The sequence below is a fragment of the Alcaligenes sp. YSL9 genome (genome assembly GCF_030515105.1).
GTDB lineage: Bacteria > Pseudomonadota > Gammaproteobacteria > Burkholderiales > Burkholderiaceae_B > Alcaligenes > Alcaligenes phenolicus.
On the sequence record NZ_JALXJU010000001.1, the window covers coordinates 96,941 to 120,758 of the forward strand.

General features: G+C 57.3%; 15 protein-coding genes. 13 read left to right on the forward strand and 2 right to left on the reverse strand.

What is annotated here, in order from left to right:
* Positions 1–299 precede the first annotated feature (299 nt).
* The 12 genes from M2Q46_RS00460 (at position 300) to M2Q46_RS00515 (ending at position 18,574) form a co-directional block, all read left to right on the forward strand.
* Entirely contained in the window at positions 300–1,781 is a 1,482-nt protein-coding gene (locus tag M2Q46_RS00460) for an SrfA family protein (RefSeq protein WP_302356223.1), read from the forward strand.
* Positions 1,782–1,797: 16 nt separating this feature from the next.
* Positions 1,798–5,016, forward strand: a complete 3,219-nt coding sequence (locus tag M2Q46_RS00465) for a virulence factor SrfB (RefSeq protein WP_035269121.1) — start codon at positions 1,798–1,800, stop codon at positions 5,014–5,016.
* 5 nt (positions 5,017–5,021) lie between these two features.
* On the forward strand, positions 5,022–7,592 hold the full coding sequence (locus M2Q46_RS00470; RefSeq protein ID WP_302356226.1) for a virulence factor SrfC family protein: 2,571 nt from the start codon (positions 5,022–5,024) through the stop codon (positions 7,590–7,592).
* Positions 7,589–8,635 carry a hypothetical protein gene (locus tag M2Q46_RS00475; RefSeq protein WP_302356229.1) on the forward strand — a complete coding sequence of 349 codons (1,047 nt, stop codon included), beginning with the start codon at positions 7,589–7,591 and terminating at the stop codon, positions 8,633–8,635. Before M2Q46_RS00470 ends, M2Q46_RS00475 begins: the two co-directional genes overlap by 4 nt.
* On the forward strand, positions 8,632–10,626 hold the full coding sequence (locus M2Q46_RS00480) for a vWA domain-containing protein (protein ID WP_302356232.1): 1,995 nt from the start codon (positions 8,632–8,634) through the stop codon (positions 10,624–10,626). Before M2Q46_RS00475 ends, M2Q46_RS00480 begins: the two co-directional genes overlap by 4 nt.
* Position 10,627: 1 nt before the next feature.
* Positions 10,628–11,341 carry an ABC transporter ATP-binding protein gene (locus M2Q46_RS00485; protein ID WP_302356235.1) on the forward strand — a complete coding sequence of 238 codons (714 nt, stop codon included), beginning with the start codon at positions 10,628–10,630 and terminating at the stop codon, positions 11,339–11,341.
* Positions 11,332–12,540, forward strand: a complete 1,209-nt coding sequence (locus tag M2Q46_RS00490) for an ABC transporter permease (RefSeq protein WP_268380264.1) — start codon at positions 11,332–11,334, stop codon at positions 12,538–12,540. The genes M2Q46_RS00485 and M2Q46_RS00490 overlap by 10 nt, the downstream gene beginning before the upstream one ends.
* Entirely contained in the window at positions 12,530–14,086 is a 1,557-nt protein-coding gene (locus M2Q46_RS00495) for an SUMF1/EgtB/PvdO family nonheme iron enzyme (protein ID WP_083053866.1), read from the forward strand. Before M2Q46_RS00490 ends, M2Q46_RS00495 begins: the two co-directional genes overlap by 11 nt.
* 47 nt (positions 14,087–14,133) lie before the next feature.
* Entirely contained in the window at positions 14,134–14,865 is a 732-nt protein-coding gene (locus tag M2Q46_RS00500; RefSeq protein WP_035269133.1) for a hypothetical protein, read from the forward strand.
* A 5-nt stretch (positions 14,866–14,870) separates the two neighbouring features.
* Entirely contained in the window at positions 14,871–15,377 is a 507-nt protein-coding gene (locus M2Q46_RS00505; RefSeq protein WP_088452413.1) for a hypothetical protein, read from the forward strand.
* 6 nt (positions 15,378–15,383) lie between these two features.
* A complete protein-coding gene (locus tag M2Q46_RS00510; protein ID WP_052159240.1) occupies positions 15,384–16,970 on the forward strand; it encodes a VWA domain-containing protein in 1,587 nt (528 codons plus the stop codon).
* Positions 16,971–17,257: 287 nt separating this feature from the next.
* Positions 17,258–18,574 carry a DUF445 domain-containing protein gene (locus M2Q46_RS00515; protein ID WP_302356247.1) on the forward strand — a complete coding sequence of 439 codons (1,317 nt, stop codon included), beginning with the start codon at positions 17,258–17,260 and terminating at the stop codon, positions 18,572–18,574.
* 164 nt (positions 18,575–18,738) lie between these two features.
* Here the strand turns inward: M2Q46_RS00515 and M2Q46_RS00520 are convergent, their stop codons facing one another.
* Positions 18,739–20,394 (reverse strand): methyl-accepting chemotaxis protein, encoded by a 1,656-nt coding sequence (locus M2Q46_RS00520; protein WP_035269138.1) that lies wholly within the window; start codon positions 20,392–20,394, stop codon positions 18,739–18,741.
* 286 nt (positions 20,395–20,680) lie between these two features.
* Entirely contained in the window at positions 20,681–22,411 is a 1,731-nt protein-coding gene (locus tag M2Q46_RS00525) for a PAS domain-containing methyl-accepting chemotaxis protein (RefSeq protein ID WP_035269140.1), read from the reverse strand.
* A 405-nt stretch (positions 22,412–22,816) separates the two neighbouring features.
* Here M2Q46_RS00525 and M2Q46_RS00530 point away from each other — a divergent pair, with 405 nt between their 5' ends.
* Entirely contained in the window at positions 22,817–23,761 is a 945-nt protein-coding gene (locus M2Q46_RS00530) for a membrane protein (RefSeq protein ID WP_035269142.1), read from the forward strand.
* The last annotated feature ends 57 nt before the right edge of the window (positions 23,762–23,818 follow it).

The window sequence follows — 23,818 nt, forward strand, 5'->3', positions numbered from 1 at the left end:
ATTGGACTTTTGTTTTAATTAAAAAAATCAGTGCCTTGGCTATTGGGCGAATATCGATTTTGTTTCATGTACAGAGTTGTACATTTTTTATGTTTTTTGCCGTAACCCTGTTTGCTTATTTCCCTATCTATTTAGAACACAAGGACTAAAGCGACCTTGAGTTCTTTTTGGTGTTCAGCAATCTTTAAGGTTCAAAGCCCGTTTTTTCCCTTGTGTACGCCCTATGAATGGGCATTTCCCACAGGCTTTGATACTTCCTATTTGTTGTACTATGTTTCTTTTTTTTCTTCGGGAACTCAATGAAGCAAGGGGTTTTACTGCGCAGTGGCCGTGCCGATGCTTTCATGGCTTTAGGTGAGGGCGGCCGACCGGTATTTCGCTCCGCTTTACAGTTGCGAGAAGCCTTGCGCCGTCGGGCAGGCAACTTTGCCGACCATCTGGCAATTCCGCAAAGCAATGAAACGGGTTCCACGCTGGATTGGTACAGCCCGGTCTCCGGCCAGGTCGTGCCCTGGACTGCAGCCACCGAGCAAGAACGCGAGGAAGGCTTGAAGCAATTAAGTGCTTTTCAGGCCCGGCTGAACGAGATGGCCCCAACGATGGATGCCCAAGAGCAAGAGGCTTTGGGCGACAAGGCTCTGTTTTCCAGCTTGCTGCGCCGCGTGCTTTATTTCCCGGACGATAACTTTGTGTATCTGGTCAACGGCAAGCCCGTGTTGACCTTCTGGGGTTTTCTGCATCACGGTGCAGATCAGAATCAGGACCCCTTGCTGCCTTTGATGCCTGCGCCTAAGCCCGCAGCCGTGGTGGCCCCGCCGGTAGTGCCGCCTGTCGAGCCTGTGGTAGCCCCTGTTGTGGCCCCGGTTGCTGCCAGTTGGTGGTCCCGCTGGTGGTGGCGTTTGTTGGCTTTGCTCTTATTGTTGGCCTTGCTCTTGTTTGGTTTGCGCTGGTGCACCACGCCGGTCGTGCCTGACACACCGTTGGGTTCTTTCACCTCCAGCGTAGGCAGCTATTTACCCGAGAAAGTCCGTAATTGGTTTGGCTGGTCCTTGCCCAAGCTGGATGCGGGTGCCTTGCTGCCCAATGGCCGTGTTGATGCAACAGGAGTCTTTCCCACGGGGACTGTTCCCGTGGTTCCTGGCGCTACGGGTGCTGGCACCGCTCCCGGTGTTGACGCTCCTGGTGCCGTTGCTCCGGGGACGGATGCCCCTGCCGCACCGGATGCGGGACAGGCTTCTGACACCCCCCCGCCCGCACCACCCGCCGACCCGACAGCAAACCCGGACACCAATCCTCCGCCGCCCGAGTTGCCACAAGACCCGGCAAACCCGCCCGCTGATCCCGCTGCTCCTCCAACACCCGATACCAACCCGGCTGCTCCGGCTACGCCTGCTGCAGTCCCGCCCGGTTCCTTGGTGGTGCCGCCCGATGCCTTGCAGTCTGGCAAGATGGATTTCCTGAATGGTCAGTGGGCTGCCCGCATGGGTGTGCAAGACAGTCAGACCGGCAAACCCGTGCAACTGCAATATCAGTTGAAAGACGGTGCAGGCAATGTGCAGATCAAGCGGGGTGACGGTGTTCAGTGCGAAGCCCCCGTGTCGGCTTCGTCTGAGCAGGGTCGCTTGATTTTGAATGCCAATTCCGCGGCAAAGTGCACGGACAATGCCGCTTACGATATGCCCAAGATTGTGTGCGACCCCGGTGCGGCAGGTGCTGCCGCCCAATGCGCGGGCATGTACGGCTCCAATGCCTTTCCTTTGATCTTGCAGCAATCCGAATGATGAGTGCTTGAATCTTATGTTGCCTGAATTACTCAAACACGATGGCTTGGTTACCTTGATTGAAAATACCGGAGTCCAGTTCATGGACTTCGGTTTTGACATCAATGCTCCCACTGTGGGCAGCAAGAAGCTGGGCACCTTGAACCATTCTTTCTTCAGCACGAACGGCCAGAACTGGCGCTTTCTGTTTGAAGGCTTGCAGTTTGGTCAGGAGCAAACCCTGTTCCATCAGCCCGAAGGCGAGGTTGGGGTGTACCAGGGCGGTGGCCGCAATGATCAGGAATGCGATGTCTCCCTGAGCCGTACCCTGGACCTGTTCGATGGCCTGTGGCTGCCTGTGCCCTATGTGCGCTTTGTGGCGCCGCATCGCTTTGACCATGGCCCGGCCAGTTGGAGTCGCCTGCGCGTGGTGCGCCTGGAAACGCCTGATCGCGACGGCAATACGCACCGAATTACGCTTGCCTGCGATACCAGCGTGGTGGACCTGACCGAGGGCGCGGCTTACCTGGCCCCCTTGCGTGAAGATATCAATGCCGGGGCCTTGTTCCGCATTGCCTGCGACAGCGCCCATATGGACTGGTTCCTGAACCGTGACTGGGTGCAGGAATGGTTGCTGGAAGTCTATAAAGACAACGTCAATAAAACGCGCAACATCGATTTTGGTGAAGATGTCAGCGCCTTGCACTCGGCACAGCTGCATTTCCTGAATTTGCTCAGCCTGTTCGCCCCACCGCATGAGTGCGTGGATGGCCGCTCCGAGGCCTGGGTGCGTCTGCCGGACATCAAGGTGCTGGCCGCTAACTGGCAAAGTGAGCAGGTCATTCCTGTGGATCTGGTGCTGGACGTGGGGAATTCGCGCACTTGCGGGATTCTGATTGAAAACCACGGTCAGGACGATTCCGGCTTGCGGCAGAACTATGTGCTGCAACTGCGGGACTTGTCTCATCCGCATCAGGTGTACAGCAAGCCTTTTGAAAGTCGCGTGGAGTTTGCGCAGACGGATTTTGGCAAGAACCACTTGTCCCTGAAAAGCGGACGTCCCACCGCCTTTTCCTGGCCCACTTTGGTGCGTGTCGGGGATGAGGCCGCACGTCTGGCTGCCCGCCGTCGCGGCACCGAGGGCACGACCGGGCTGTCCAGCCCCAAGCGTTACTTGTGGGACGAAAACGAATACAAGCACGGCTGGCGGTTCAGCCAGCAGTACGACCGCTCCGATGCAGAACCGCGTGCCCTGGCGGCACCGTTCTCCCTGCATATCGACGAGCGTGGCGAAGCCCTGTACACCCTGGACGAAGACGATCGTCTGCCGGTGTTCGAGCCTTTCTATTCGCGCAGCTCGGTCATGACCTTCATGCTGACCGAGGTGCTGGCTCAGGCGCTGTTGCAAATCAACAGCCCGGCCCAACGGGTACGCCAAGGTCACTCCAACAAACCACGTCGCTTGAGCAATATCGTTCTGACCGTACCGCCCGGCATGCCGCTGGTAGAGCGCAGCCTGCTGGCCGAGCGTTTGCGCCAGGCCATTGGTTTGCTGTGGACCAGCATGGACTGGTATCAAGGCGAAGAAGACCCTTATGGTCTGGAGCCTTCCGAGTCGGGCCGCATGCCGGAGAACCTGCTTGTGCCTCTGCCCGAGTTCCGGGTGGAGTGGGACGAAGCCACCAGCTCTCAACTGGTCTACCTGTTTACCGAAATTACTCAGAACTTTGCAGGCCATGCTGACGAGTTCTTTGACGCGGTTGCCGCTCCCTACAAGGAAGATCGGGAAACCCTGACGCTGGGCATTATTGATATTGGTGGCGGTACCACCGATATCGTGATCAGCGACTACACCTTGCGTCGCCCGGCAGGGGCGGGCGGTGGCAGCAATCTGACCATCTCGCCCAAGCAGCGTTTCCGCGACAGTTTCCGCGTGGCTGGGGATGACATCTTGCTGGACGTCATTCAGCGTTATGTGCTGCCTGCTTTTGAAGACGCCTTGAGCCATGCCGGTGTGCAAGACACGGATGTGTTCTTGTCGCGACTGTGCGGCAATGAAAAGGCCGATGCTGATAAAGCCGTTTTGCGTCAGCAACTGGCCCTGCAGGTTTTTGTACCACTGGGCCTGGAGTTCCTGAAACGCTACGAAGCCTACGATCCGCATGAAGACCCGCGCGCCGTCCAGTCCTTGCCGTGGGGCGAACTGCTGGAGTTCGAGCACTTGCAGGGCGATCAGGCCAATGCACCGCTGTCCCATGCCTCGGCAGGTTCGGCGGATGCTTTGCCACGAGTCTCCAGCAAGGTCGTTCAGTACGTTCTGGACGAGCTGCACAAACATGCCGGTCAACGCGTCGACCTGGAGTTGGCCAAGGTTGAACAGCCTTTTGATCTGGCTCATTTGCATCAAGGTCTGGTCAGCGGTTCCTTGAATATCAACGACCCCTTGCGCGCCTTCAGTGAGGTGCTGAACTACTACGATTGCGACATTGTGCTGATGGCCGGACGTCCTTCGCGTCTGCCGGGTGTCCAGGCCTATATGCGCTCGCAAATGCCGGTATCGCCAGCGCGTCTGCTGCCTTTGCACAATTACCGCACGGGTAGCTGGTATCCCTTCCATACCAATGGTCGGATCGACGATCCCAAGAGCACGGCCTCGGTAGGCGCCATGTTGTGCCTGCTTTGCTACAACATGAATATCGACCAGTTCAATTTCAAAGTATCGAATCTGCGCCCGCGTTCTACCCTGCGTCACATCGGGATTATTGACTCCAACAATCAGATCAAGGATCAGGACATCGTCTACAAGGACGTGCTCCAGATGGACCCCGATACCCGCGAGGAAATGGTGACGCTGGAGAGCGTCAGCAGCGAAGACTCGGACGGTTATCACCTCTTGATGCAGGGCAGTTACCTGCGCCTGGGTTACCGACAGCTGGATGTGGAGCGCTGGCCCGCTTCGCCCTTGTACTACCTGCACTTGAACGAAAAGGTGCGTCGTCAGATGGCCGATGCGCCCGACGACGATGGCCAACTGCCATCCATGGAAGTGACCTTGATGGTGGATAAGGCTTCCCAAGGTGGGCAAGGCCGTCGTTTGATCAGCGATCGACTGAAGATCAAGAACTCGGCACCCCGAGACTTCAAATTGAGTGGCGTGTCCAAAGGGGCCGTCCGTATCCAGCTCAACACCATGCTGGAAGCAGGCCTGGGTGATTCTCCATATTGGCTCGATAGCGGGAGCGTAGTGCTCAAATGATGGACATGACGACCTTACAGCAGGATTTGTGCCAGGACTGGCAGAACGTATATCAAGGTGCCGGAGAGGCGATTGACTGGGTGATGCAGGCGCGCGCTTCGTCGCAACGCCTGAACGCACAGGCCGATAGCCTGGTGCTGGAACTGCGCCGTGCCCGCAATACCGCCCGCAGTCTGGGTGTGGTCTCGGGCCGCCCCATGACGATTGGTTTTTTTGGTCTGTCGCAGGCGGGCAAGTCTTATCTGATTTCCAGCCTTGCTGCGGGTGGCAATGGCCGTCTGGAAACCAATTACGGCGGTGAAACCATCGACTTCCTGCGCCACGTGAACCCGCCAGGGGGGGGTAAGGAGGCTACGGGTCTGGTAACGCGCTTTAGTCGCAATGCCACCGCAGGCCCTGATGCCTATCCCGTCGAACTGCAGATTTTCTCTGAAGTCGATATGGTGAAAATCCTGGTCAACAGTTATTTCAATGACTTTGACAAGGAGCAGATCGGCTACACCTTTGCCGCAGACCGCATCAAGGCCTTGATCGAATCGCTCAAGAGCCGTGCCGGTGCCAATGATGCTGGTTTGAGCGCCGATGACGCCGTGTCCTTGTGGGACTACGTGCGCAGCAGCTTTGGCAATACCACTCGCTTGCTGGACAGTACGTACTGGCCAGAGGTCATCAATCTGGCCCCCGCCTTGCGTCTGGAAGACCGGGCACAGTTGTTTTCCATCTTGTGGGGCGAGCAGGCTGAGCTGAGCGAACTTTATATTGGCCTGGCTAAAGTGCTGCAGGCTCTGGGTCATCCCAGCAAGGTTTATGCACCGCTGACAGCGCTGATCCGTCGCGAAGGCGATGGCTTTGTACAGCAAGACAGCATCATGAACGTGGATGTGCTCGAATCGCTGGGCAGCCCCACGGAGAAAAGCCTGAGCGTCTTGCCCGTGCGTGAACAGGATGGCCAGCCCGTCGTTGCCGCCCAAGCGGTGGAAGTGCCTTTGGCTCATCTGGCAGCGTTGACGGTGGAGCTGACTTTCCCCCTGATTGGTGAAACCCAAGGCGGCGGCGTGGACAAGGTCGATCTGCTGGATTTCCCCGGTTACCGTGGTCGCTTGAATATTCGCTCCGTGCAGGATGCCGGTGCGGCGTCGGAAAGCAGCGGTGGCAACCCCGCCTCGCAACTGATTCTGCGTGGCAAGGTGGCTTATCTGTTTGAGCGCTATACCGATCAGCAGGAAATGAACGGTCTGGTCATGTGTACCGCTTCGGACAAGCAAAGCGATGTGAAAGATGTAGAGCCCGTGCTGACACGCTGGGTCCATCGCACTCAGGGTGCCACGCCGCAGGAACGCCAGAACCGTAAAGTGGGTCTGATGTGGGCCATCACCATGTTCGACAAGCGTATCGGTGCCTCCCTGATTCAGGACGACGCCCAGGTACGTGACAGCTGGGACGGTCTGATGAAGATGAGCTTCAAAGAGCGTTTCGGCCACTGCGAATGGTTGCAGCAATGGCGTCCGGATCAGCCCTTCTCCAACACCTTCCTGGTGCGCAAGCCCGGCATGCCCACACCCTTTATTGATCTGGACACCGAAAGCCGGGAGCTATCCATTACGGCATCCGTGGCCGACAAAATGGATCGCATGCGTGGCAGCTTTATTGAAAATCCGCTACTGGCGCAGCAATTAAGCGATCCGGCCGAAGCCTGGGATGCCATGCTGGCCTTGAATGATGGCGGCATGCAGCGTTTGCGTGCGTATGTGGCTCAAATCGGTGGTCTGGACTTCAAGCTGATGCGCTTGCAGGAACAGTTCCGCAGTTTGCATGACAGCCTGGTCAAGAAGTCCCTGCATTCCTGGTATAGCCAGGACGGCGATCAGCAATCGGTGGTCAAGGAGGCCCTGGCCAAACAGTTCCGGGAGGAGCTGCCTGCTTACCGCGCCATTGTGGGCGAGCTGCTGGCTGCGCTGCACCTGCCGCAAGATACCTTGCGGGATCTGTTCCTGAGCCTGGGTTCCAGCAAGTCCGAGCCGGACGAGTCGGGCGTTCTGACCCAGGAGCAGCCCTTCGAGCAGCAGTACGCCGATCTGGTGTACCGCAGCTGGGTCAGCCAACTGCGCGAGTTGCCTGCCAGTCGTACCAATCAAAACGTGTTGCGCATGCCGGTGGACTTGCTCTCCAGCCTGGTTGAAGAGCTGATTGTGGCCTCGGATCGTTGGGCCTTGCGTGACAAATTGCTGGCTGTGCTGACCAAGCGCCGCCAAAGCGGTGTGCGTCGTGAGCGTCTGGCCGATCGCCAGGTTTGCAATGTGGCCATGACGATCAGCGAGTTTGTGACCTGGTTCTACCTGAAAGGCGGCAGCGACGACTTCTTCAAGAGTCCCAAAGCCTTTGCCCAGGATGGCATGCCGATCCTGCCGGCAGAGCCCCAGGATCACGGCGCAATTTTCTTTGAACAATGGTTGGCCGCTTTGGCCCATACCACTTTGCATAACGCCGGTTATGAAGGTGGCCGCGAACTGAGTCTGGAACAGAATCAGGCTTTGGGACGCATTCTGGAACGATTTACCGATAAGAGCGTGGCATGAAATTAAGATTTAGTTTGCAGGCTTTGGAGCCCGCGGTCCCTGGCCGCGCTCGTCTGTATGTGCGGGATCTGGATGAAGAGCTGGACCTGGGCGAATACTCGATCGCCATTCAGCGCAGTCAGAACAGCTATTACTTGCACTCGGCCCAAAGCTGGGATGCATCCTTGCGCTGGTTGCCGCAACAAGGCTGGACCGAGCATGAAGAAGGTATTGCCGTTCTGCTGAACGCAGACATTGTGGATTCGCTGCTGGCCAATGCCAGCGATGCGTATCAAATCACTCTGGCCGATAGCAGTGGCGAAGAGCTGGGCCGCAGCCCGCTGAAGCTGGACAAGGCGATCTTGCCTTCCACGGCCGGTGGCAATGCCCAGGCCATGGAATTGACCATGCCGGCAGTTGCTGCGCCCGAGCCTCCCGCTCCGGAGCCAGTTGTTGAAACACCGCCCGTGGTTGAGGTGGTGGAACCTGTGCCCGAGCCCGAGCCGGTCAAGGTAGAAGCACCTGCTCCCAAAAAGGAGACGGTTGCTCCTGTCGCGCCTCCCGCCAAAAAAGGTGGCGTGGCCAAATGGATCGTCTTGCTTGTTCTTTTGTTGATTCTGGCAGGCGCTGCAGGCTACTGGTTCTATAGCCAATCCGCCAAGGGCGACAGCCCGGCCGTGCCCGATGCCCCAGAGTCCAGGCCTGCAGTGGTGGAAACAGACAATTGCACCATGGACAAGCTGGCAGACCGTCCCGGCCTGCAATTTGTGCAAGAGTGTGTCAAGGAGAGCAAAACCTCCGAGCAATGGCTGGCCGTGATCGAAGAAGCCAAAAAGGCGGAACAGTGTGACGTGGCTCAGCGTTTGTACGTGAACAAGGCACAGTCTGGTGATGTGAAAATTGCCATGGCTTACGCCCGTGAATACGACCCCAAAGATCACCAGGCCAACACCTGCTTTAGCAAACCTAATCCTGCTACCGCTGCATACTGGTATGAAACCGTCTTGCTGTCCGAGCCTGATAACGCGCAAGCCAAGGCCCGCTTCCAGGAGTTGAGTCAATGATGATGCGTCCCCTTGTTCGATTCAGTTTGCTTGGTGCTCTCCTGTTGGGCGCAAGCCAGGCACAGGCCGCGGCTCCCTTGCTGCAAGAGGGCAAGAAGACGCTGTATCAACGTGTTCTGACTACGCCGTCCTGCCGTCTGTTCTCTTCGGAAACGGATCAGCAGGGCAAGCCGGTGCCTGCGTTCAGCCGCTTTTATATTTACCAGCGCAAAGAGCAGGGCGGGGCAGAGCGTGTGCAGGTTGGTCCAGACAGCCAGGGCAAGACCGTAGGCTGGCTGGACAAGGCCTGCACGGTGGACTGGAAAATGCAGTTGACCCTGGCCTTCACCAATCCGGCCAACCGCGATCGCATGCTGTTTTTCAAGGATCGCGCCTTGCTGGAAAAAGTGCTGGACACGCCAGACCCGGCCACTTTGGTGGCCCCTATGCGCCAGGCTTTGCGTAAGGACGCGCAAACAGAGGGCGTATTGGCGCAAGAGCCCGAGTACTTTGTGGATGTGCAGGAACAGTTCTACCTCTTGCCCGTTTTGAGTGGCGAAGAGGTCATGACTGAAAACGGCTTCCGTACTCGTTTGCTGAATGTGGCGTCTGTCACCAAGCACACCGCAGATAAGAAAGAGCCGGAAGCCGCTAAACAAGAATCTGAGCAAACCCAGGATCAGGACGCCGCCCAACGCACGTCCCAGATCAAGGGCTTTAGTGCGGCCGTGGTCTTTGTAATTGACTCCACCATTTCCATGGACCCCTACATTGATCGCACCCGCGAGGCCGTGCGCAAGGTCTATAGCAAGGTGGAAGAGCAGGGCTTGTCCGATCAGGTCAAGTTTGGTCTGATCGCGTTTCGCTCCAATATGGAAGCCGCGCCAGGGATCGAGTATTTGACGCATGTGTATGCGGACCCCAATACCGTAACCAGTAGCGAGGACTTCTTGTCCAAAGTGTCGGACTTGAAGCAGGCCAAGGTATCCACCGTTGCTTATGACGAAGATGCCTACGCAGGCGTGCTGGAAGCGCTGGACAAGGTGAACTGGAACAATTTCGGCGCACGTTATGTGGTGCTGATTACCGATGCCGGGGCGCTGGAAGGCAATAACAAGTACTCTTCGACCGGATTGGACGCACCGCAACTGCGTATTGAAGCGGCCAAGCCCGGTGTGGCGATTTACACCCTGCATTTGAAGACACCATCGGGCAAGAACAACCATGCCAAGGCCGAAGACCAGTACCGAGAGCTGTCCACTTACGGTGGCACACAGACCTCGCTGTACTACCCGGTTAATGCCGGTGACGTGAACCAGTTCGGCAAGATGGTCGATAATCTGGCGACCGCGCTGACCGAGCAGGTCAAAGTGGCTTACCAGGGAGGGGATGCGATTGGCAGTGCGGCGCGTGCCCAGGAGACCGGCGACACCACCACCGACCAGATGCTGACCGACGCCGAGCTGATCGGCCATGCCATGCGCCTGGCGTATTTGGGCAAAACCACGGGCACCACCGCGCCTGAAGTGTTCCATGCCTGGATCAGCGACCGGGACCTGGTGCGCCAGAACATCCCGACAACCGACGTCCGTGTCTTGTTGACCAAAGCCCAACTAAGTGACTTGAGCGATGTGGTCAAACAGATTCTGGATGCGGCTAATGAAGGCATGATCTCGCCCACTGATATGTTCAACCGCTTGCGTTCCGTAGCAGCGGCGATGGGGGCGGACCCCAGCACCCTGAAACAGGAAAAGGGCACCAAGCTGGCCGAACTGGGCCTGATGAGCGAGTACCTGGAAGATCTGCCTTACCAAAGCGCGGTGCTGACTTTGGATGAAGATACCTGGACCAGCTGGGATGCCTTGAGCCAGGAGAAATTCATTCGCGATCTGAGCACCAAGCTGCGCCACTACGAGCGCTATAACGCCGATGCGGATCGCTGGGTGTCCTTGGCTGAAGGCGCGGATGCACGTGATGACGTTTATCCCGTGCCTTTGGAGATGATGCCCTGACATGCTCCGCATTCAGCAGCTAGAGGTCTCCCGGGGGCAAGGCTCCCACGCTTTTCGTGTGCAACTGCCCGAGCTTGCTCTGGACGCAGGGCAGATTGTGGCCGTAACCGGCGTCAGCGGTTGCGGCAAAAGCACCTTGCTGGAAACCCTGGGGCTGCTCCTGCGGCCCGCTCAGGTCCAGGTTTTCACCTTGGGTCAAGAGGCTAGGGATATCAAGGCCTTGTATGCCAGCGGGCGCGAGTCTGAATTGGCCCAATGGCGGGCCAGGAACCTGGGCTTTGTGCTGCAGAACGGCGGCTTGCTGCCGTATCTTTCGGTTTGGGAAAACATGGTTTTGCCGCGCCGCTTGCAGGGCTTGCCGATCAAGGCGGACCATCTGGATGCGGCCATTGCTACCCTGAAACTGGAGCGGCTACTGAATCTGTACCCTTCAGCCTTGTCGATTGGGGAACGACAGCGGGTGGCCTTTTCTCGCGCTATTGCACATGCTCCCGGTCTGGTACTGGCCGATGAACCTACTGCCGCTCTGGACCCTGAAACGGCTCACCATGTTTTCCAGCTGTTTTTCAGTCTGGCCAAGGAGCTGAACTTGGCGGTCTTGCTGGTCTCTCACGATTGGGACAGTTTGAGCCAGTTCGCTATTCCGCGCTTGCAAGCCAGGCTGGAACCGGGTTTGAGCATTTTTGTTCCCGAGGTTGCCGCCCCATGTTTGTAAACGTCTTTCGTCTGGCCTGGGCCGACTTGCGTTTTGACTGGCGCATCTCGTTTTGCATGGTTGCAGCCATGGTGGCCGTAGTGGCCCCTTTGCTGCTGCTTTTTGGCCTGAAGTACGGTGTGGTCACCCAGTTGCAGCAGGAGTTGCTGCAAGATCCGCGCAATCTGGAAGTGAAGATGTTGAGTAGCGGCAGCTTTGACCAAGCCTGGCTGAACACGCTGCGTGAAATGCCCGGCGTGGGCTATGCCATTGGCATGACGCGCTCCTTGAATACCCAGGCAGATCTGCGCCTGGACCGACGCCGCTTTCTGGAAAATGTAGAAGTACTGGCCAGCGCACAGGGTGATCCCTTGTTGCAAACTCAGGCCCGTGACTTGTCTCCCAATGAAATCATTCTGACTCAGGAAGCCGCCCGTCGCTTGAACTGGACGGCGGACGAGTCCGTGCATCTGCGCCTGAACCGTCGCCTGGACGGACAGTTTGAGCAGGGCGACAAAGCCATGACGGTGGTGGATGTGTTGGCTGAACATCGCTATTCGCGTCCTGCTGTATTCGTCGCCCCGGAAACTTTGCTGGCCTTGGAATACGCCCGCGATGGTTTTCAAATCCCCGACTTTTCCCTGCTGACTGGCAAGCCTTTGGCTGCCGATATGCCCGTGCTCTACGCCCGCGCCCGTGTCTATGCCAGCACGATTGATCAGGTTGGCGAGGTGGCACACGGACTGGAGCAGCAAGGCATTCCGGTCGCCAGCCGTTACGCCGATATTGAAAACGTGCGTGCTATCAACCGGGTACTTAGCCTGATTTTTGGTGTGATCGCTCTGACAGCCATTGTGGGCTGCGCCGCCTCCTTGGGTGGGGCCTTTTTGGCGAACGTGGATCGTAAACGCAAAGATCTGGCGGTCCTGCGTTTGCTGGGTATTGATAGCGGTGGCGTCATCCGCTACGTGCTGATTCAGGCCATTTTGCTAAGCCTGATCGCCTATGCCTTGGGACTGGGCCTGTATGGCCTGGGCAGCACCTTATTCAATCAACTACTGGTGGGAGATGGCCTGCAGACGGACTTCGTGTGTCGCATTACCGTAGCCCATGCCCTGTACGCCTTATTGATGGTGGCAGGGTTGGCGTGTGTGGTGGCGGCGATCGGAGCCTGGCGGGCCGTTCGTGTTCAACCTGCGGAGAGTTTGCGTGAAATTTAAACCTTTGTTCAGTGCAGCCAGCTTGCTGCTGGGTTTCAGCGCTGTGGCGCAGGCAGCGCCCTGGGACGAGAAGTACTACAACCCCAAGCCAGCCGAAGGGGATGTGGTTCTGCCCATGCCTTGCGAAGGCGCCATGGTATTTCGTCGCGTGGCCGTGCCCGTGGCTGGACCTTTAGACGATATGCGAGTGGTGGTAGGACAGGAAGCCGAGGAATGGGGCTATATCGAACACAAGCGCCCCGAGTTCATTGCAGGCAGCTTTACCGATAGCAAGGCGGGTTCGTCGCGCTACTACCTGATGGCCAAGTACGAACTGAACAAGTTGCAGTACCAGGCCTTGACCGAGGCCACTTGCCCTACGCCCAAGAACAACTTGGTGGTGCCGCAGACCGACATCAGCTGGATGGATGCGGTGCATTTCTCCGATCTGTACAACCAGTGGTTGCGCGAGAACGCCGCCGACAAGCTGCCCAAAGAGGATGGTTTGGCCGGTTTTGTACGTCTGCCTACCGAAATTGAATGGGAATATGCCGCCCGCGGCGGCTCAGCCCTGTCCTCGGCCGAGTTCCGTGATGTGCGTTACCCCATGCCTGAAGGCATGAATGACTACGAGTGGTATGCCGGTGCCCAGTCCTCCAACGGGGCGGTTCAGTTGATGGGACGGCTCAAGCCCAACCCGCTGGGCCTGCATGACATGCTGGGCAATGTGGACGAGATCATTCTGGAGTCTTTCCGCCTGAACAAGCTGGATCGTCAGCACGGACAGGCCGGTGGCTTTGTGGTGCGTGGCGGCAATTTCCTGTCCAAGCCCGAAGCACTGCGTTCTTCGGCTCGTAAAGAGCTGGCGTACTACGGACCTAAAGGACCAACAAAAGCCAAAACAACCGGCATGCGTCTGGCCCTGGTGTCGATTGCCCTGACTTCGCGCGAGCGTGTGCAGGCGATTGAAAAGAGCTGGCAAGCCCTGGGCACCGAGCAAGGCACGGTGAATCCGAATGAGCCAGCCGAAGAGTCCGCGGTGCAGCGCCTGGGCTCCTTGGCCAGTACGCTGGAAGACGACAAGCTCAAAGCCCAGTTGAAGCAGTTGGAAGGGGATTTGCGAGCGGCCAATCTGCGTCAGGAAGAGATGCGTGACCAAGCCATTCGCGCCAACCTGGAGCTGGGCTCTTTCCTGTGCACCAAGCTGAAGGACGACGTGCTGTTCGTGGAATTGCTGCACCGAAATTACGATGCCTTGTGTGAAGCCGATACGGACGACAAGCAATGTGCCAGCCGTAAGGTGAAGTTGGACGAGCAGGAAGACCGTGTCGCCAAACTGGCCCGCTATTATGCGAGCAATTTGATTGACGCCTCGTCCTTGTATGGCCTGAATTTGCTGGAAAAACAGGTGCCGGTAGAGCGCCAGATGATGGAACAAAACAAGAGCCTCAGTGCCTTGAAACCCTACCTGGAAGTGCATTGGAAAAATCAGAAGGATTATCTGAAAACAGATGCCATTGATATCAATGCCTGGAAAAACAGTTGTAAATCCGTGCCCAACTCGTAAATCACGAGTCAATAAAAATAGACGTACTTCAAATGGAAGAGGAAGTTATGCAACACGTGCGCCGTTTTACCCCTAGAACTTTGCTGGGCAGCCTGATGCTGGGCGTGGCCTTGCTCTCGGGTTGTGCCAGTACTGGCAGTAGTTTGCTGGGCGGTACCCAGGCCGATGACCGTCTGACCAGTGGTCAGGATGCGAAATTCTTTAGCCGCTCGGGCTTTCAGGCGTGTGCTGGTGCTGCGGCAGTGGGTGTGCTGGCTTGCATGTTGTCCAACTCCAGCAATAAAGCGGCTTGCGCGATTATTGCGGGTGTGGCCGCTTGCGGTGTCGCCATGGGGACCAACTACTATCTGGACCAGCGTCGCACGGAATACGCCAATACCTCGGATCGTCTGGCCGCCATGCAGCGCGACGTAGAAGCCGATACGGCCAATATCATTGAGCGTACCAATACGGCTCAACAAGTGATTGCTGACGACAAGCGGCAGATTGCTGAAATCGAAAAGCACATGAAAGAAAAAACGATGGAGAAAAAACAGGCCGAGAAGCAATTGGCCCGTATCGATAAAAATATCGAAGTGCTCAATCGTGATCTGAAAAACATGAACGAAAAGGTCAGCCTGTACCGCGACGTGGCCGATGCTGAACGCAAGGACGGGGGCAAGAAGTCCGAAGTCCAGCGTCTGGATCGTCAAATTGACCAGATGAATGTGAAAGTGGCCGTGCTGCAGAAAGAAGTAGACGACCTGTATTCCATGCGTTCCGCCGTTACTTTGGGTTAAGGATTATGCGAGTATTTCTGCGTTGGACCCCTTTGGCAGCCAGCCTTTTGCTGGCCGGTTGTGCCACCACCATGAGCGAATGCGATCCTTCTGATCAAGACGCCGGCTTTTTTACCAAAATCAGTTGCGACACCTCGGGTGCGTATCGTCAGCATATTGATGCGCGCGAACAAAGCCTGCTGAGCGCGCAGGAAGCCAATGCGTTGTTTCATCAGGTTTACAAGGATATTCAGACACAGCAAAGTCTGAGTAAGGCCAGTCTGGCCCAGCAACGTCAGGCACAGACGGCGTTGAACCGCTCCATGGGGCAACTGGTTCGCAGTTTGCAGGCCAGCAAAGGCAAGGAAGCCGGTTTGCAAAACCAGCTCAAGGACCTGGATAAAGGCCTGAAAGACGTGAACCGCTCTACCGAAGACAATAGTCCGGCTGCGATCGCCCAAAAGCAGCAGCAATTGCAGCAGCTGCAAAAAGACGTCAGCCGCCTGCAGTCCAGTTTGGGATACGACGAGTAAAAGCCTATGCAGCGCGTCATTCTTGATTCGGTTGGACCATCCTCGGCGTATCAGCAGCATCAGCATGCGCTCAATGTACTGAAACGCCAGGACGAACCCTTAACGCATCTGTTTTCCACCTATCAGGCTGATGGTTCCGAGACCACCGCCTGGTGGACGGGCATGCAGGGCCAGGCCGTGCCCAAAAGTAGCTTGTCTGCGGCACAGCAACAGGCTCTGGATGCGCGTTACCAGCAATCGCTGGACCGGATCGAGGTCCTGAGCCGCCAGCTGCAAGAGCAGGGGGCGACGCAGGACGCGCAAGCGCTGCAAGCTTTGCTGAAAGACGTGTCGGCCAAAGGCGCGGTTTACAGCGTAGGCGGCAAGCCTTTGCTGCTCATGAGCGAGAACCCGGCGCTGTCGCCCGAGCCCTTGTTCGAGTCCTATCAGAAGCGGGTGGCACCACCACCGCCTGTGTCTTCTGCGGTGCCTGCGGCAGCAGCCGTGGGGGCAGGGGCTGCGGCGACGACTGTGGCCACCTCCAAAGGTCGTCCGTGGCTGTGGTTCTTGTTGGCTGCTTTGCTGGCTTTGTTGCTGGCGCTGTTCTTGTCCTGGTGGTTCAAGTGGCCCCCAGGCTGGTGGGATAAAGATGTGGTTCCGGTAGAGCCACCCGCTGTGGTCAAACCCGATCCCGTAGTGGAAGAGCCTGTTGTGCCTCCTGCTCCACCGCCAGAAGAGCCGGTGACGCCTGTTCCTGAACCGGAACCCGAACCAGTCAAAATAGAGCCTGCGCCCGAGCCCGTGGTGGAAGAGCCGCCTGCGCCGCCTCCTGCACCGGAGCCACCGCCCAAGCCCGAGCCACCACCCAAACCTAAGCCTGAACCCAAACCGGGTCCCAAGGTGTCGTCTGATCCTAACTTTGTGTGTGCTCAGGACGAAAAGGGGGAGGTACTCAAGCCCGAGGTCTATATCATTTTTGATTCCTCCATGTCCATGTTGCTAAGCGTCAATGCCAAGATTCAGGACGAGGAGTGGTTCTTCAGCCAGGATCTGGACGATATGGGCTCCTGGAGTGATTACGCTACCCAACGTGCTCGAACCTTGTTTCAGGGCACCTCGCGTATCGATGCGGCACGCAGTGCTTTCTCCAGCATGGTGGACAGTTTGCCGGCCGGGCAGGATCTGCACTTGGTGACCTTTGCGCAGCAGTGTGCAGCACCCAATTACCAGGGCCGCTTTACGACCGCACAGCGTGGACGCTTGAAGAGCTTGATCCAGAATATCGAGGCCAAGGACAGTACCAACCTGGTGCAGTCCCTGAATCTGGCGGCCAGCCGGGTCGATGGGGTGAACCGGGATGCCTTGATCGTCTTGTTTGTGGATGGCAATGACGGTTGCGATCAGGATATTTGTGCCGTGTCCCGCAGCATTGCGCGTGCCAAGCCACGTTTGCGCATTAACGTGGTGGATATCACCGGGCAAGGTTTGTCGGCTTGCGCGGCAACGGCAACCGGCGGGGTCACGCTGGCTCCCAAGCAGTCTGGTCAGATTGCCAAAGCCCTGCGTGATGCCACAACGGACTTTGTGAAGCGCGCCGAGCAAGCCTGCAAGTAAACACATAGCTTGTTGATGTGCCGTGATCAGCCTGGGTTCGCCCAGGCTGATTCGTTTCTGGACAGGCAGAAAAAGACAGGGTCACAATAAGGGCCTGGTGACTATGTGTGAACCTGCCAAGAGGGCTGAGGTCTGGCTCTGTCCGTGTTGACCGTCAGTGATGCCTAGCTTGTGATGAGATTTCTGTGGCAGAACGGGAGGTCTGAGGCTTGGAATTGTTTTCCCCGAGACTTGGCTCCGCACTATTCAATACCGCTTTTGCGCTGAACTACGCATAGACTGTGGAAATGTCTACATCGTTCTCTCGCCCTGACTCGCCCGAACGCCGCCTGCGTCGCATGAAGCGCAGCGCATTGGCTTTGCTGGCGCTGACTATCTGCCTGTTCCTGCTAAGCCACGCCATGATGCGGCAGGGCGAGGCGGCGCCCATTGCCGGATTTTGGCCCTGGTTGCGTGCCTTTAGTGAGGCCGCCACCGTCGGTGCGTTGGCAGACTGGTTTGCCGTCGTGGCCTTGTTCCGCCACCCGCTGGGCCTGCCGTTTCCACATACTGCGATTATTCCCAACAAGAAAAACAGCCTGGGTGAAAGCCTGGGCGTCTTTGTACGCGACCACTTTCTGGACTCCGCCATGTTGCTGGAAAAGCTGCGCAGCCTGGACCCGGCAGCGCGTTTGGGGCAGTGGCTGTCGCAACCCGAGCAGAGCGAACGTGTCAGCCGTGCCTTGCAAACCGCCATGGGCGAGGCCCTGCGTTTGCTGGACGAACGCAGCGTCAAACAAGCGCTGACCGATGGCGTACGTGGCTATTTGATGCGGGTGGACATGGCCAGTTCCAGTTCCCAGATTCTGGGGCTGCTGACGCGCAATGCCCGCCACCAGCGCCTGCTGGACGAAGTCTTGCAGCAATTGGGTGGCTATTTGTCCAACGAGGCAGTCAAACAGCGTGTGGCTGATGTATTGGTGCGCTACGCTCAGCGGGAGTGGCCCAAGCTGCTGGCCATGGTCGGGGTAGTGACCTCGGTAGACGAGCTGTCGGGCAAGATGGCCGACCGTCTGGCGCGGGCTCTGGTGGATGAAGTGCAAACCATTTTGAGCGAGCCCGAGCACCCCTTGCGCAAGGATTACGAGCAATGGGTACACGACTATATCCAGCGCCTGGGTCAGGACCCGGACTTGATGGAGCAGGTAGAGGCGATCAAGCAGCGCTTTTTGCACCATAAAGATGTGGGTGAGTACATTGATGGTGTCTGGACGGACGTCATGCGTGTTGTGCGCAATGATCTGGCCAAAGAGGATTCGTCTGTGGCGGCCCATCTGCGTCAGGTGGCGCAGGATTTGGGGACACGCTTGAATACGGATGCGACGCTGCGTGAAACCTTGAATGAACACATGCTGTCCGCAGCAGCGGGCCTGGCCGAGCAACTACGTGAAGGAGCCAAAGACCATATCTCGCGCACCGTGCGTCAATGGGATGACAGGCAACTGGTGCGCGAGCTGGAACTGACCGTAGGCACGGATCTGCAATACATACGCTTTAATGGCACGGTGGTGGGCGGTTTGGTTGGCGTAGGCCTGCACGCGATTCTGTTACTGGGTTTGGTCTAAAAAGAGCCTGCCAGATCAGCGTCCTGTCAGCGCCTTGGCCGTGCTTGGAAAACAGGGCAGAGCATTTCTGATCAGGGTTAGCTGAATCCGCTGCCTTATCGAGGCAGGAGTAGGAGGGGGCGGGGCAGCGAGACGCTCAGCGCTTTGCCCCCACGGCTTTCTTATCAGGCAACTTTCAGCAAGGGAACTGGCTCCTGGGTGGCATTCGGGTCGGGGGCGTAGGTAGAACGGCCACTCGACCCCGTATTCAGAAGCTGGATGGACAGTTTCAGCTCTTGTGCCTGACGGCTGAGCTCATGCACTGTCACTCCCAAATTTCGAGCCAGATCGGCGTTGTCATTGGTATCGCTGTCCATGGTGGAGACAGCGTCGTTAATCTGCGCCAAACCGCTGGCTTGCTCATTGGAGGCCGTGGAGATTTCGCTGATCAGATGCGTCACATCGGAGACGGACTGCATGATTTCATCCATGGTAGAACCGGCCCGTTTGGCATGATGGGCGCCGGTTGCCATGCGCTTCAAGGAGTCTTCCACCAGGTTCTTGATTTCCCCGGCGGCCTGCGCACTTTTCTGCGCCAGACTGCGTACTTCACCGGCCACGACCGCAAACCCTTTGCCGGCCTCGCCCGCACGGGCGGATTCCACGGCGGCGTTCAGTGCCAGAATATTCGTCTGAAACGCCAGCCCTTCAATAATCGACACAATATCGCCAATGCGCTCGGAGCTATTGTGGATGTCCTGCATGGTGCTGACCATGTCCTGCACCACTTCGCCTCCACGCCTTGCGGTAGACAGGCTCTGGTCGGCCAGCTGATTGGCCAGCCTGGCATTGTCCGCTGTCTGCTGCACATTCATGGTCAACTGCTCCATATTCGCGGCCGTGCGCTGCAAGGAGCCGGATTGGGCGGCGGTACGGTGGGATAGTTGGCGGTTGCCGTCCTCAATCTGTGTAGATACATCCAGAGAAGCCTGAATGCCCTGATGCACATCGCGGGCAAGGCTCAGCAGGCTCTTGCGCATCATGTCCATATAGAAATACAGCTGTGCAATTTCCTGGCTACGGGTGTGTTGTGGGTTCAGGTCGATCAGCAAATTGCCCGTCGCAATTTGTTGAGCGATATGGGTGGCACTGTGCAGGGGCTGCATCATGCGCTGGGTCACAATCCAGCCATAGGCCAAGGTGGCCAGACTGAGCACCCCCAGCGAGGCCAGCCCGGCGGTCAGATAGGTGCCGGATGCGCCACTGCCCAATAGCAAACCGACGCTCAAGGTCACCAGGCTGCCCGTCAGAATCCCGAAGCGTAGCAAGCTGGCGCGCAGGCTGCGGTTCAAGGGTTGGAGCAGGGTATTCAGGGCAGAGCGCCAGCCTCTGGCTTGCAACTGGCCTTCATGCAGACGAAAGCCGCGCAACCCTTGCTGCTGGATGGAGTGGTACAAATATTCTGCTTCCTTGATCTCTTTGGGCTGGGCGCGTACCCGTACCGAGGCATAGCCATTGACGCGGCCATTTTCTATTAAAGGAATGACGCGGGCCTTCACCCAGTAAAAGCCGCCGTCTTTGCGGCGGTTCTTGATCAACCCCGACCAGGATCGTTGTTGCTTGAGGGTCTGCCATAAATCCTGAAAAATCACGGCCGGCATGTGGGGGTGACGCACGATATTGTGGGGCGCCCCGATCAGCTCATCATGGCTGTAGCCGCTAACCTCGATAAAGACTGGATTGGCGTAGATGATGCGCCCCTTCAGGTCTGTTTTGGAGATTAAATAGGTTTTTTCGGGTACCTGTGTTTCATGAGACGTAATGGCTTGGTTTTCACGCATGATCTGGCCCTGTTAAAGACGTAGGCGGAAAAGGACAGATCATTATGTTGCATGTTGACTCAATTTTGTTACCTGGTGTTTGTATTAGATTCTAAATGTGTCAATGTAATGACAAGCAAAATCCAGGGTTTCAGAGCAAGGTTGCCGTAGTCTACTTCATTGATTTTATTATTAATTATTATTTTCAAGTATTCCGGGTATCAAAACCGATCCCGGAATTAATGTTTTGTCTAGCTGTCAGTTTTATCAGGATCAGCAGAGCCGCTGCCGATCCTGATTTTATGGTTTAGCGGCGAATCGCTTCCAGGCGGGCATTCGCTGTTTTGGCACTTTGAGCCTGAAAGGGCTGCGTGTTCTGGTAGGACAGTACCTGCATGGTGGGAGCCTTGCTCAACTGAGCCAAAGCAGGAGCACTTTGGTTGGAATCGACAGAGCCGGTATTCAAGGCCTTGATGGCATCGGCCAGCTCGGAGGCTTCGGAGGCCAGGTCGCTCATGGTGTTGCCCAGATCCTGTACCAGGGCGGCATTCTGCTGGGTGACCCCATCCATCTTGGCCATCGCTTCGTTGATCTGATCCAGACCGCTGGCCTGCTCGATCGATGCGGTGGAGATCTCGCCAATAATATCCGTGACACGTTTTACCGAGTCCACGACCTCGCCCATGGTGGCGCCCGCGCGGGCAGCTTGTTCGGCACCCACGGCCATACGGCTTACCGAGGCATCAATCAGGTTCTTGATCTCGCCAGCAGCTTGGGAACTCTTCTGGGCCAGACTGCGCACTTCACCGGCCACCACCGCAAAGCCACGGCCAGCCTCACCGGCACGGGCCGATTCCACCGCCGCGTTCAGCGCCAGAATATTGGTCTGGAAGGCAATGCCTTCAATGACGGTGACGATATCGCCAATGCGGCGCGAGCTGTCGTGAATGCCTTGCATGGTCTGCACCACTTCATTGACCACTTCGCCGCCACGCTGAGCAATCTGCATACTGGCATCGGCCAACTGGCTGGCCTGATTGGCGTTATCGGCGTTCTGACGCACGGTTACCGTCAGCTCTTCCATGCTGGCGGCGGTCTCCTGCAAGGACGCAGCCTGATCTTCGGTGCGCGATGCCAGATTGGTATTGTTGACTTCCAGAATGCGGGCCGCATGGATAGAGGCATCAATCCCGGTGCGGGCATCACTGGCAATTCCCACCAGACTCTTGCGCATCAAATCCAGACAGAAGTAGAGCTGGCCAATTTCCGAATTACTTTCGCTGGAGTTGATGTCAATATCCAGCTGCAAGTTGCCGGTGGCAATTTGCTGGGCGATCAGGGAGGCCTGGTCCAGAGGGCGGATCACACGCTGGGCAATCAGCCAGCCGTAACCCATCATCACGGCACTGGCCAGGCACAAACCACCAGTCAGCCACAAACCCGAGCCTTGAGGTACGCCACCTGTCAGGGCGAAGTACAGGGCGGTGCCGGTCGTGGCCAAAGCCAGGGCGCCCATACGGAACAGGCTGGCACGCAAGGAATTGCTGAAAGGGCGGCGCAACTGACTCAAGGCCTTGCGCCAGCCGGTAGGCACAGCACGGCCTTCATGCAGGCGCACACCTTTGGCGCGGCCTTCATTAATGGCGGCGTACAGGCTTTCGGCCTCGTCGATCTGTTCCTGGCTGGGCTTTACGCGTACCGAAGCATAGCCAGCGACGGTGCCATTTTCGTAAATAGGCACCGCCATGGCGTACACCCAGTAAAAACCACCGTCTTTACGGCGATTCTTTACCACGCCCATCCAGGGGCGTTTATTTTGCAAGGTGTCCCAGAAGTCCTGGAAGGCCTCGGGCGGCATGTCGGGGTGACGGACCAGGTTATGGGCCTTGCCAACCAGCTCCTCACGGGTGAAGCCACTGATCGCAATAAAGGCTGCGTTCGCGTAGGTGATCCGACCTTTCAGGTCAGTTTTTGAAATAAGGTACTGATCGGCCCGGACGCGAACCTCGTCCTGGGTAATGGGGAAATTCTTACGCATTCATCATCCTGGAGGAGAACAACAAAGGGGACGCGGGGGGCCGTCAAGCCCGCATGGGCCATGCAAAAACGGGGCATAGGCTTCTGTCTGTCCGTGATCGACCTGAATTGTCAGAAACCTTCTATTTTTGCGAATGGCGGAGCAGAACAAAGCGTGAAACTGTTGTCTGATCCGGCCTCTGACTGAGCGCTTGCTTGTCATTTATGGCAAACACATACAGTTCAAACACTTAACGGCAGCCAGGCGAATTTCTTTAGGCTTAGATGTTCATGGGTCATAATTTGATCATCTGAAAATAAGGTACCCACTGTATTTTCGGATAGCGCCCCTGCCGCCCGCCGGAGCAGGGCGGGCCTCGCTTATAATCCGCCAGATGCGCGCTGGCGCGATTCAGAAGGAGAATATGTGATCGATACGCAGGAACCTGTAGTCAGTGCTGAACTGGTGGCTGTTTTAGTAGCTGTCAGCGACGGCGAGCCCCGTGTCTTGACCACGGACGCCGGCCAAGCCTTGCCCGCCGGGCCGTTTCAGCACACGCACCGTTCTTTGCAAACGGGGCTGCGCGATTGGGTGGAAACCCAAACCCATCACCCGGTGGGGTATGTGGAGCAGCTGTATACCTTTGCAGACAGGGACCGTTTTGACGCGCAGGGCACGCGTATTGTGTCGGTCAGCTATGTCGGGCTGACGCGTGAAGTGGGCCAGCCGGATGTAGCCCAGGTGATCTGGCAGGACTGCTACCGTTACTTCCCGTGGGAAGATCGACGCGATGGTGCACCGGACATTATTCAGAAAACCATCGTGCCTGCCTTGCTGGACTGGTGCGAGCAGGACGAATCCTTGCGGGCCTTGCGCCGCCAGCGCGTCAATTACAGCTTTGGCCTGGAAGGGGCGATCTGGAACGAGGACTTTGTTTTGCAGCGTTACGAACTGCTGTATGAAGCGGGCTTGTTGCCCGAGTCCTGTCGCCGTCGCCAGCGTGAACAGCAAGAGCTGGGCAAGCATTACGAGCTGGGCCTGGGCATGCGTCACGATCATCGCCGTATTCTGGCCACAGGTCTGGCGCGTCTACGCGCCAAAATCAAATACCGTCCTGTGGTGTTTGAACTGATGCCGCCAGAATTCACCTTGCTGCAATTGCAGCAGGCCGTTGAAGCCCTGGCAGGGCGGGGACTGCATAAGCAGAACTTTCGCCGTTTGATTGAACAGCAAGCCCTGGTGGAAGAAACCGGCGCCATGAGTGTGGGTGGTTCAGGCCGACCCGCCAAATTGTTTCGCTTTCGTGGAGACGTTTTGTTTGAACGGGCGATCTCGGGCAGTAAATTGCCGCTGGCGAAACAAGCGCGTTAAAAAGCGGGCCTATGGCTTGACAGTGCTTATGCTCAGGAATAGCATAAATGCACCGTG

Excerpts from the sequence above, each read along its gene's own strand:
- M2Q46_RS00460 (WP_302356223.1), top strand. The coding sequence starts at position 300 with ATGAAGCAAGGGGTTTTACTGCGCAGTGGCCGTGCCGATGCTTTCATG.
- M2Q46_RS00465 (WP_035269121.1), top strand. The coding sequence starts at position 1,798 with ATGTTGCCTGAATTACTCAAACACGATGGCTTGGTTACCTTGATTGAA.
- M2Q46_RS00470 (WP_302356226.1), top strand. The coding sequence starts at position 5,022 with ATGACGACCTTACAGCAGGATTTGTGCCAGGACTGGCAGAACGTATAT.
- M2Q46_RS00475 (WP_302356229.1), top strand. The coding sequence starts at position 7,589 with ATGAAATTAAGATTTAGTTTGCAGGCTTTGGAGCCCGCGGTCCCTGGC.
- M2Q46_RS00480 (WP_302356232.1), top strand. The coding sequence starts at position 8,632 with ATGATGATGCGTCCCCTTGTTCGATTCAGTTTGCTTGGTGCTCTCCTG.
- M2Q46_RS00485 (WP_302356235.1), top strand. The coding sequence starts at position 10,628 with ATGCTCCGCATTCAGCAGCTAGAGGTCTCCCGGGGGCAAGGCTCCCAC.
- M2Q46_RS00490 (WP_268380264.1), top strand. The coding sequence starts at position 11,332 with ATGTTTGTAAACGTCTTTCGTCTGGCCTGGGCCGACTTGCGTTTTGAC.
- M2Q46_RS00500 (WP_035269133.1), top strand. The coding sequence starts at position 14,134 with ATGCAACACGTGCGCCGTTTTACCCCTAGAACTTTGCTGGGCAGCCTG.
- M2Q46_RS00505 (WP_088452413.1), top strand. The coding sequence starts at position 14,871 with ATGCGAGTATTTCTGCGTTGGACCCCTTTGGCAGCCAGCCTTTTGCTG.
- M2Q46_RS00510 (WP_052159240.1), top strand. The coding sequence starts at position 15,384 with ATGCAGCGCGTCATTCTTGATTCGGTTGGACCATCCTCGGCGTATCAG.
- M2Q46_RS00515 (WP_302356247.1), top strand. The coding sequence starts at position 17,258 with ATGTCTACATCGTTCTCTCGCCCTGACTCGCCCGAACGCCGCCTGCGT.
- M2Q46_RS00520 (WP_035269138.1), bottom strand. The coding sequence starts at position 20,394 with ATGCGTGAAAACCAAGCCATTACGTCTCATGAAACACAGGTACCCGAA.
- M2Q46_RS00525 (WP_035269140.1), bottom strand. The coding sequence starts at position 22,411 with ATGCGTAAGAATTTCCCCATTACCCAGGACGAGGTTCGCGTCCGGGCC.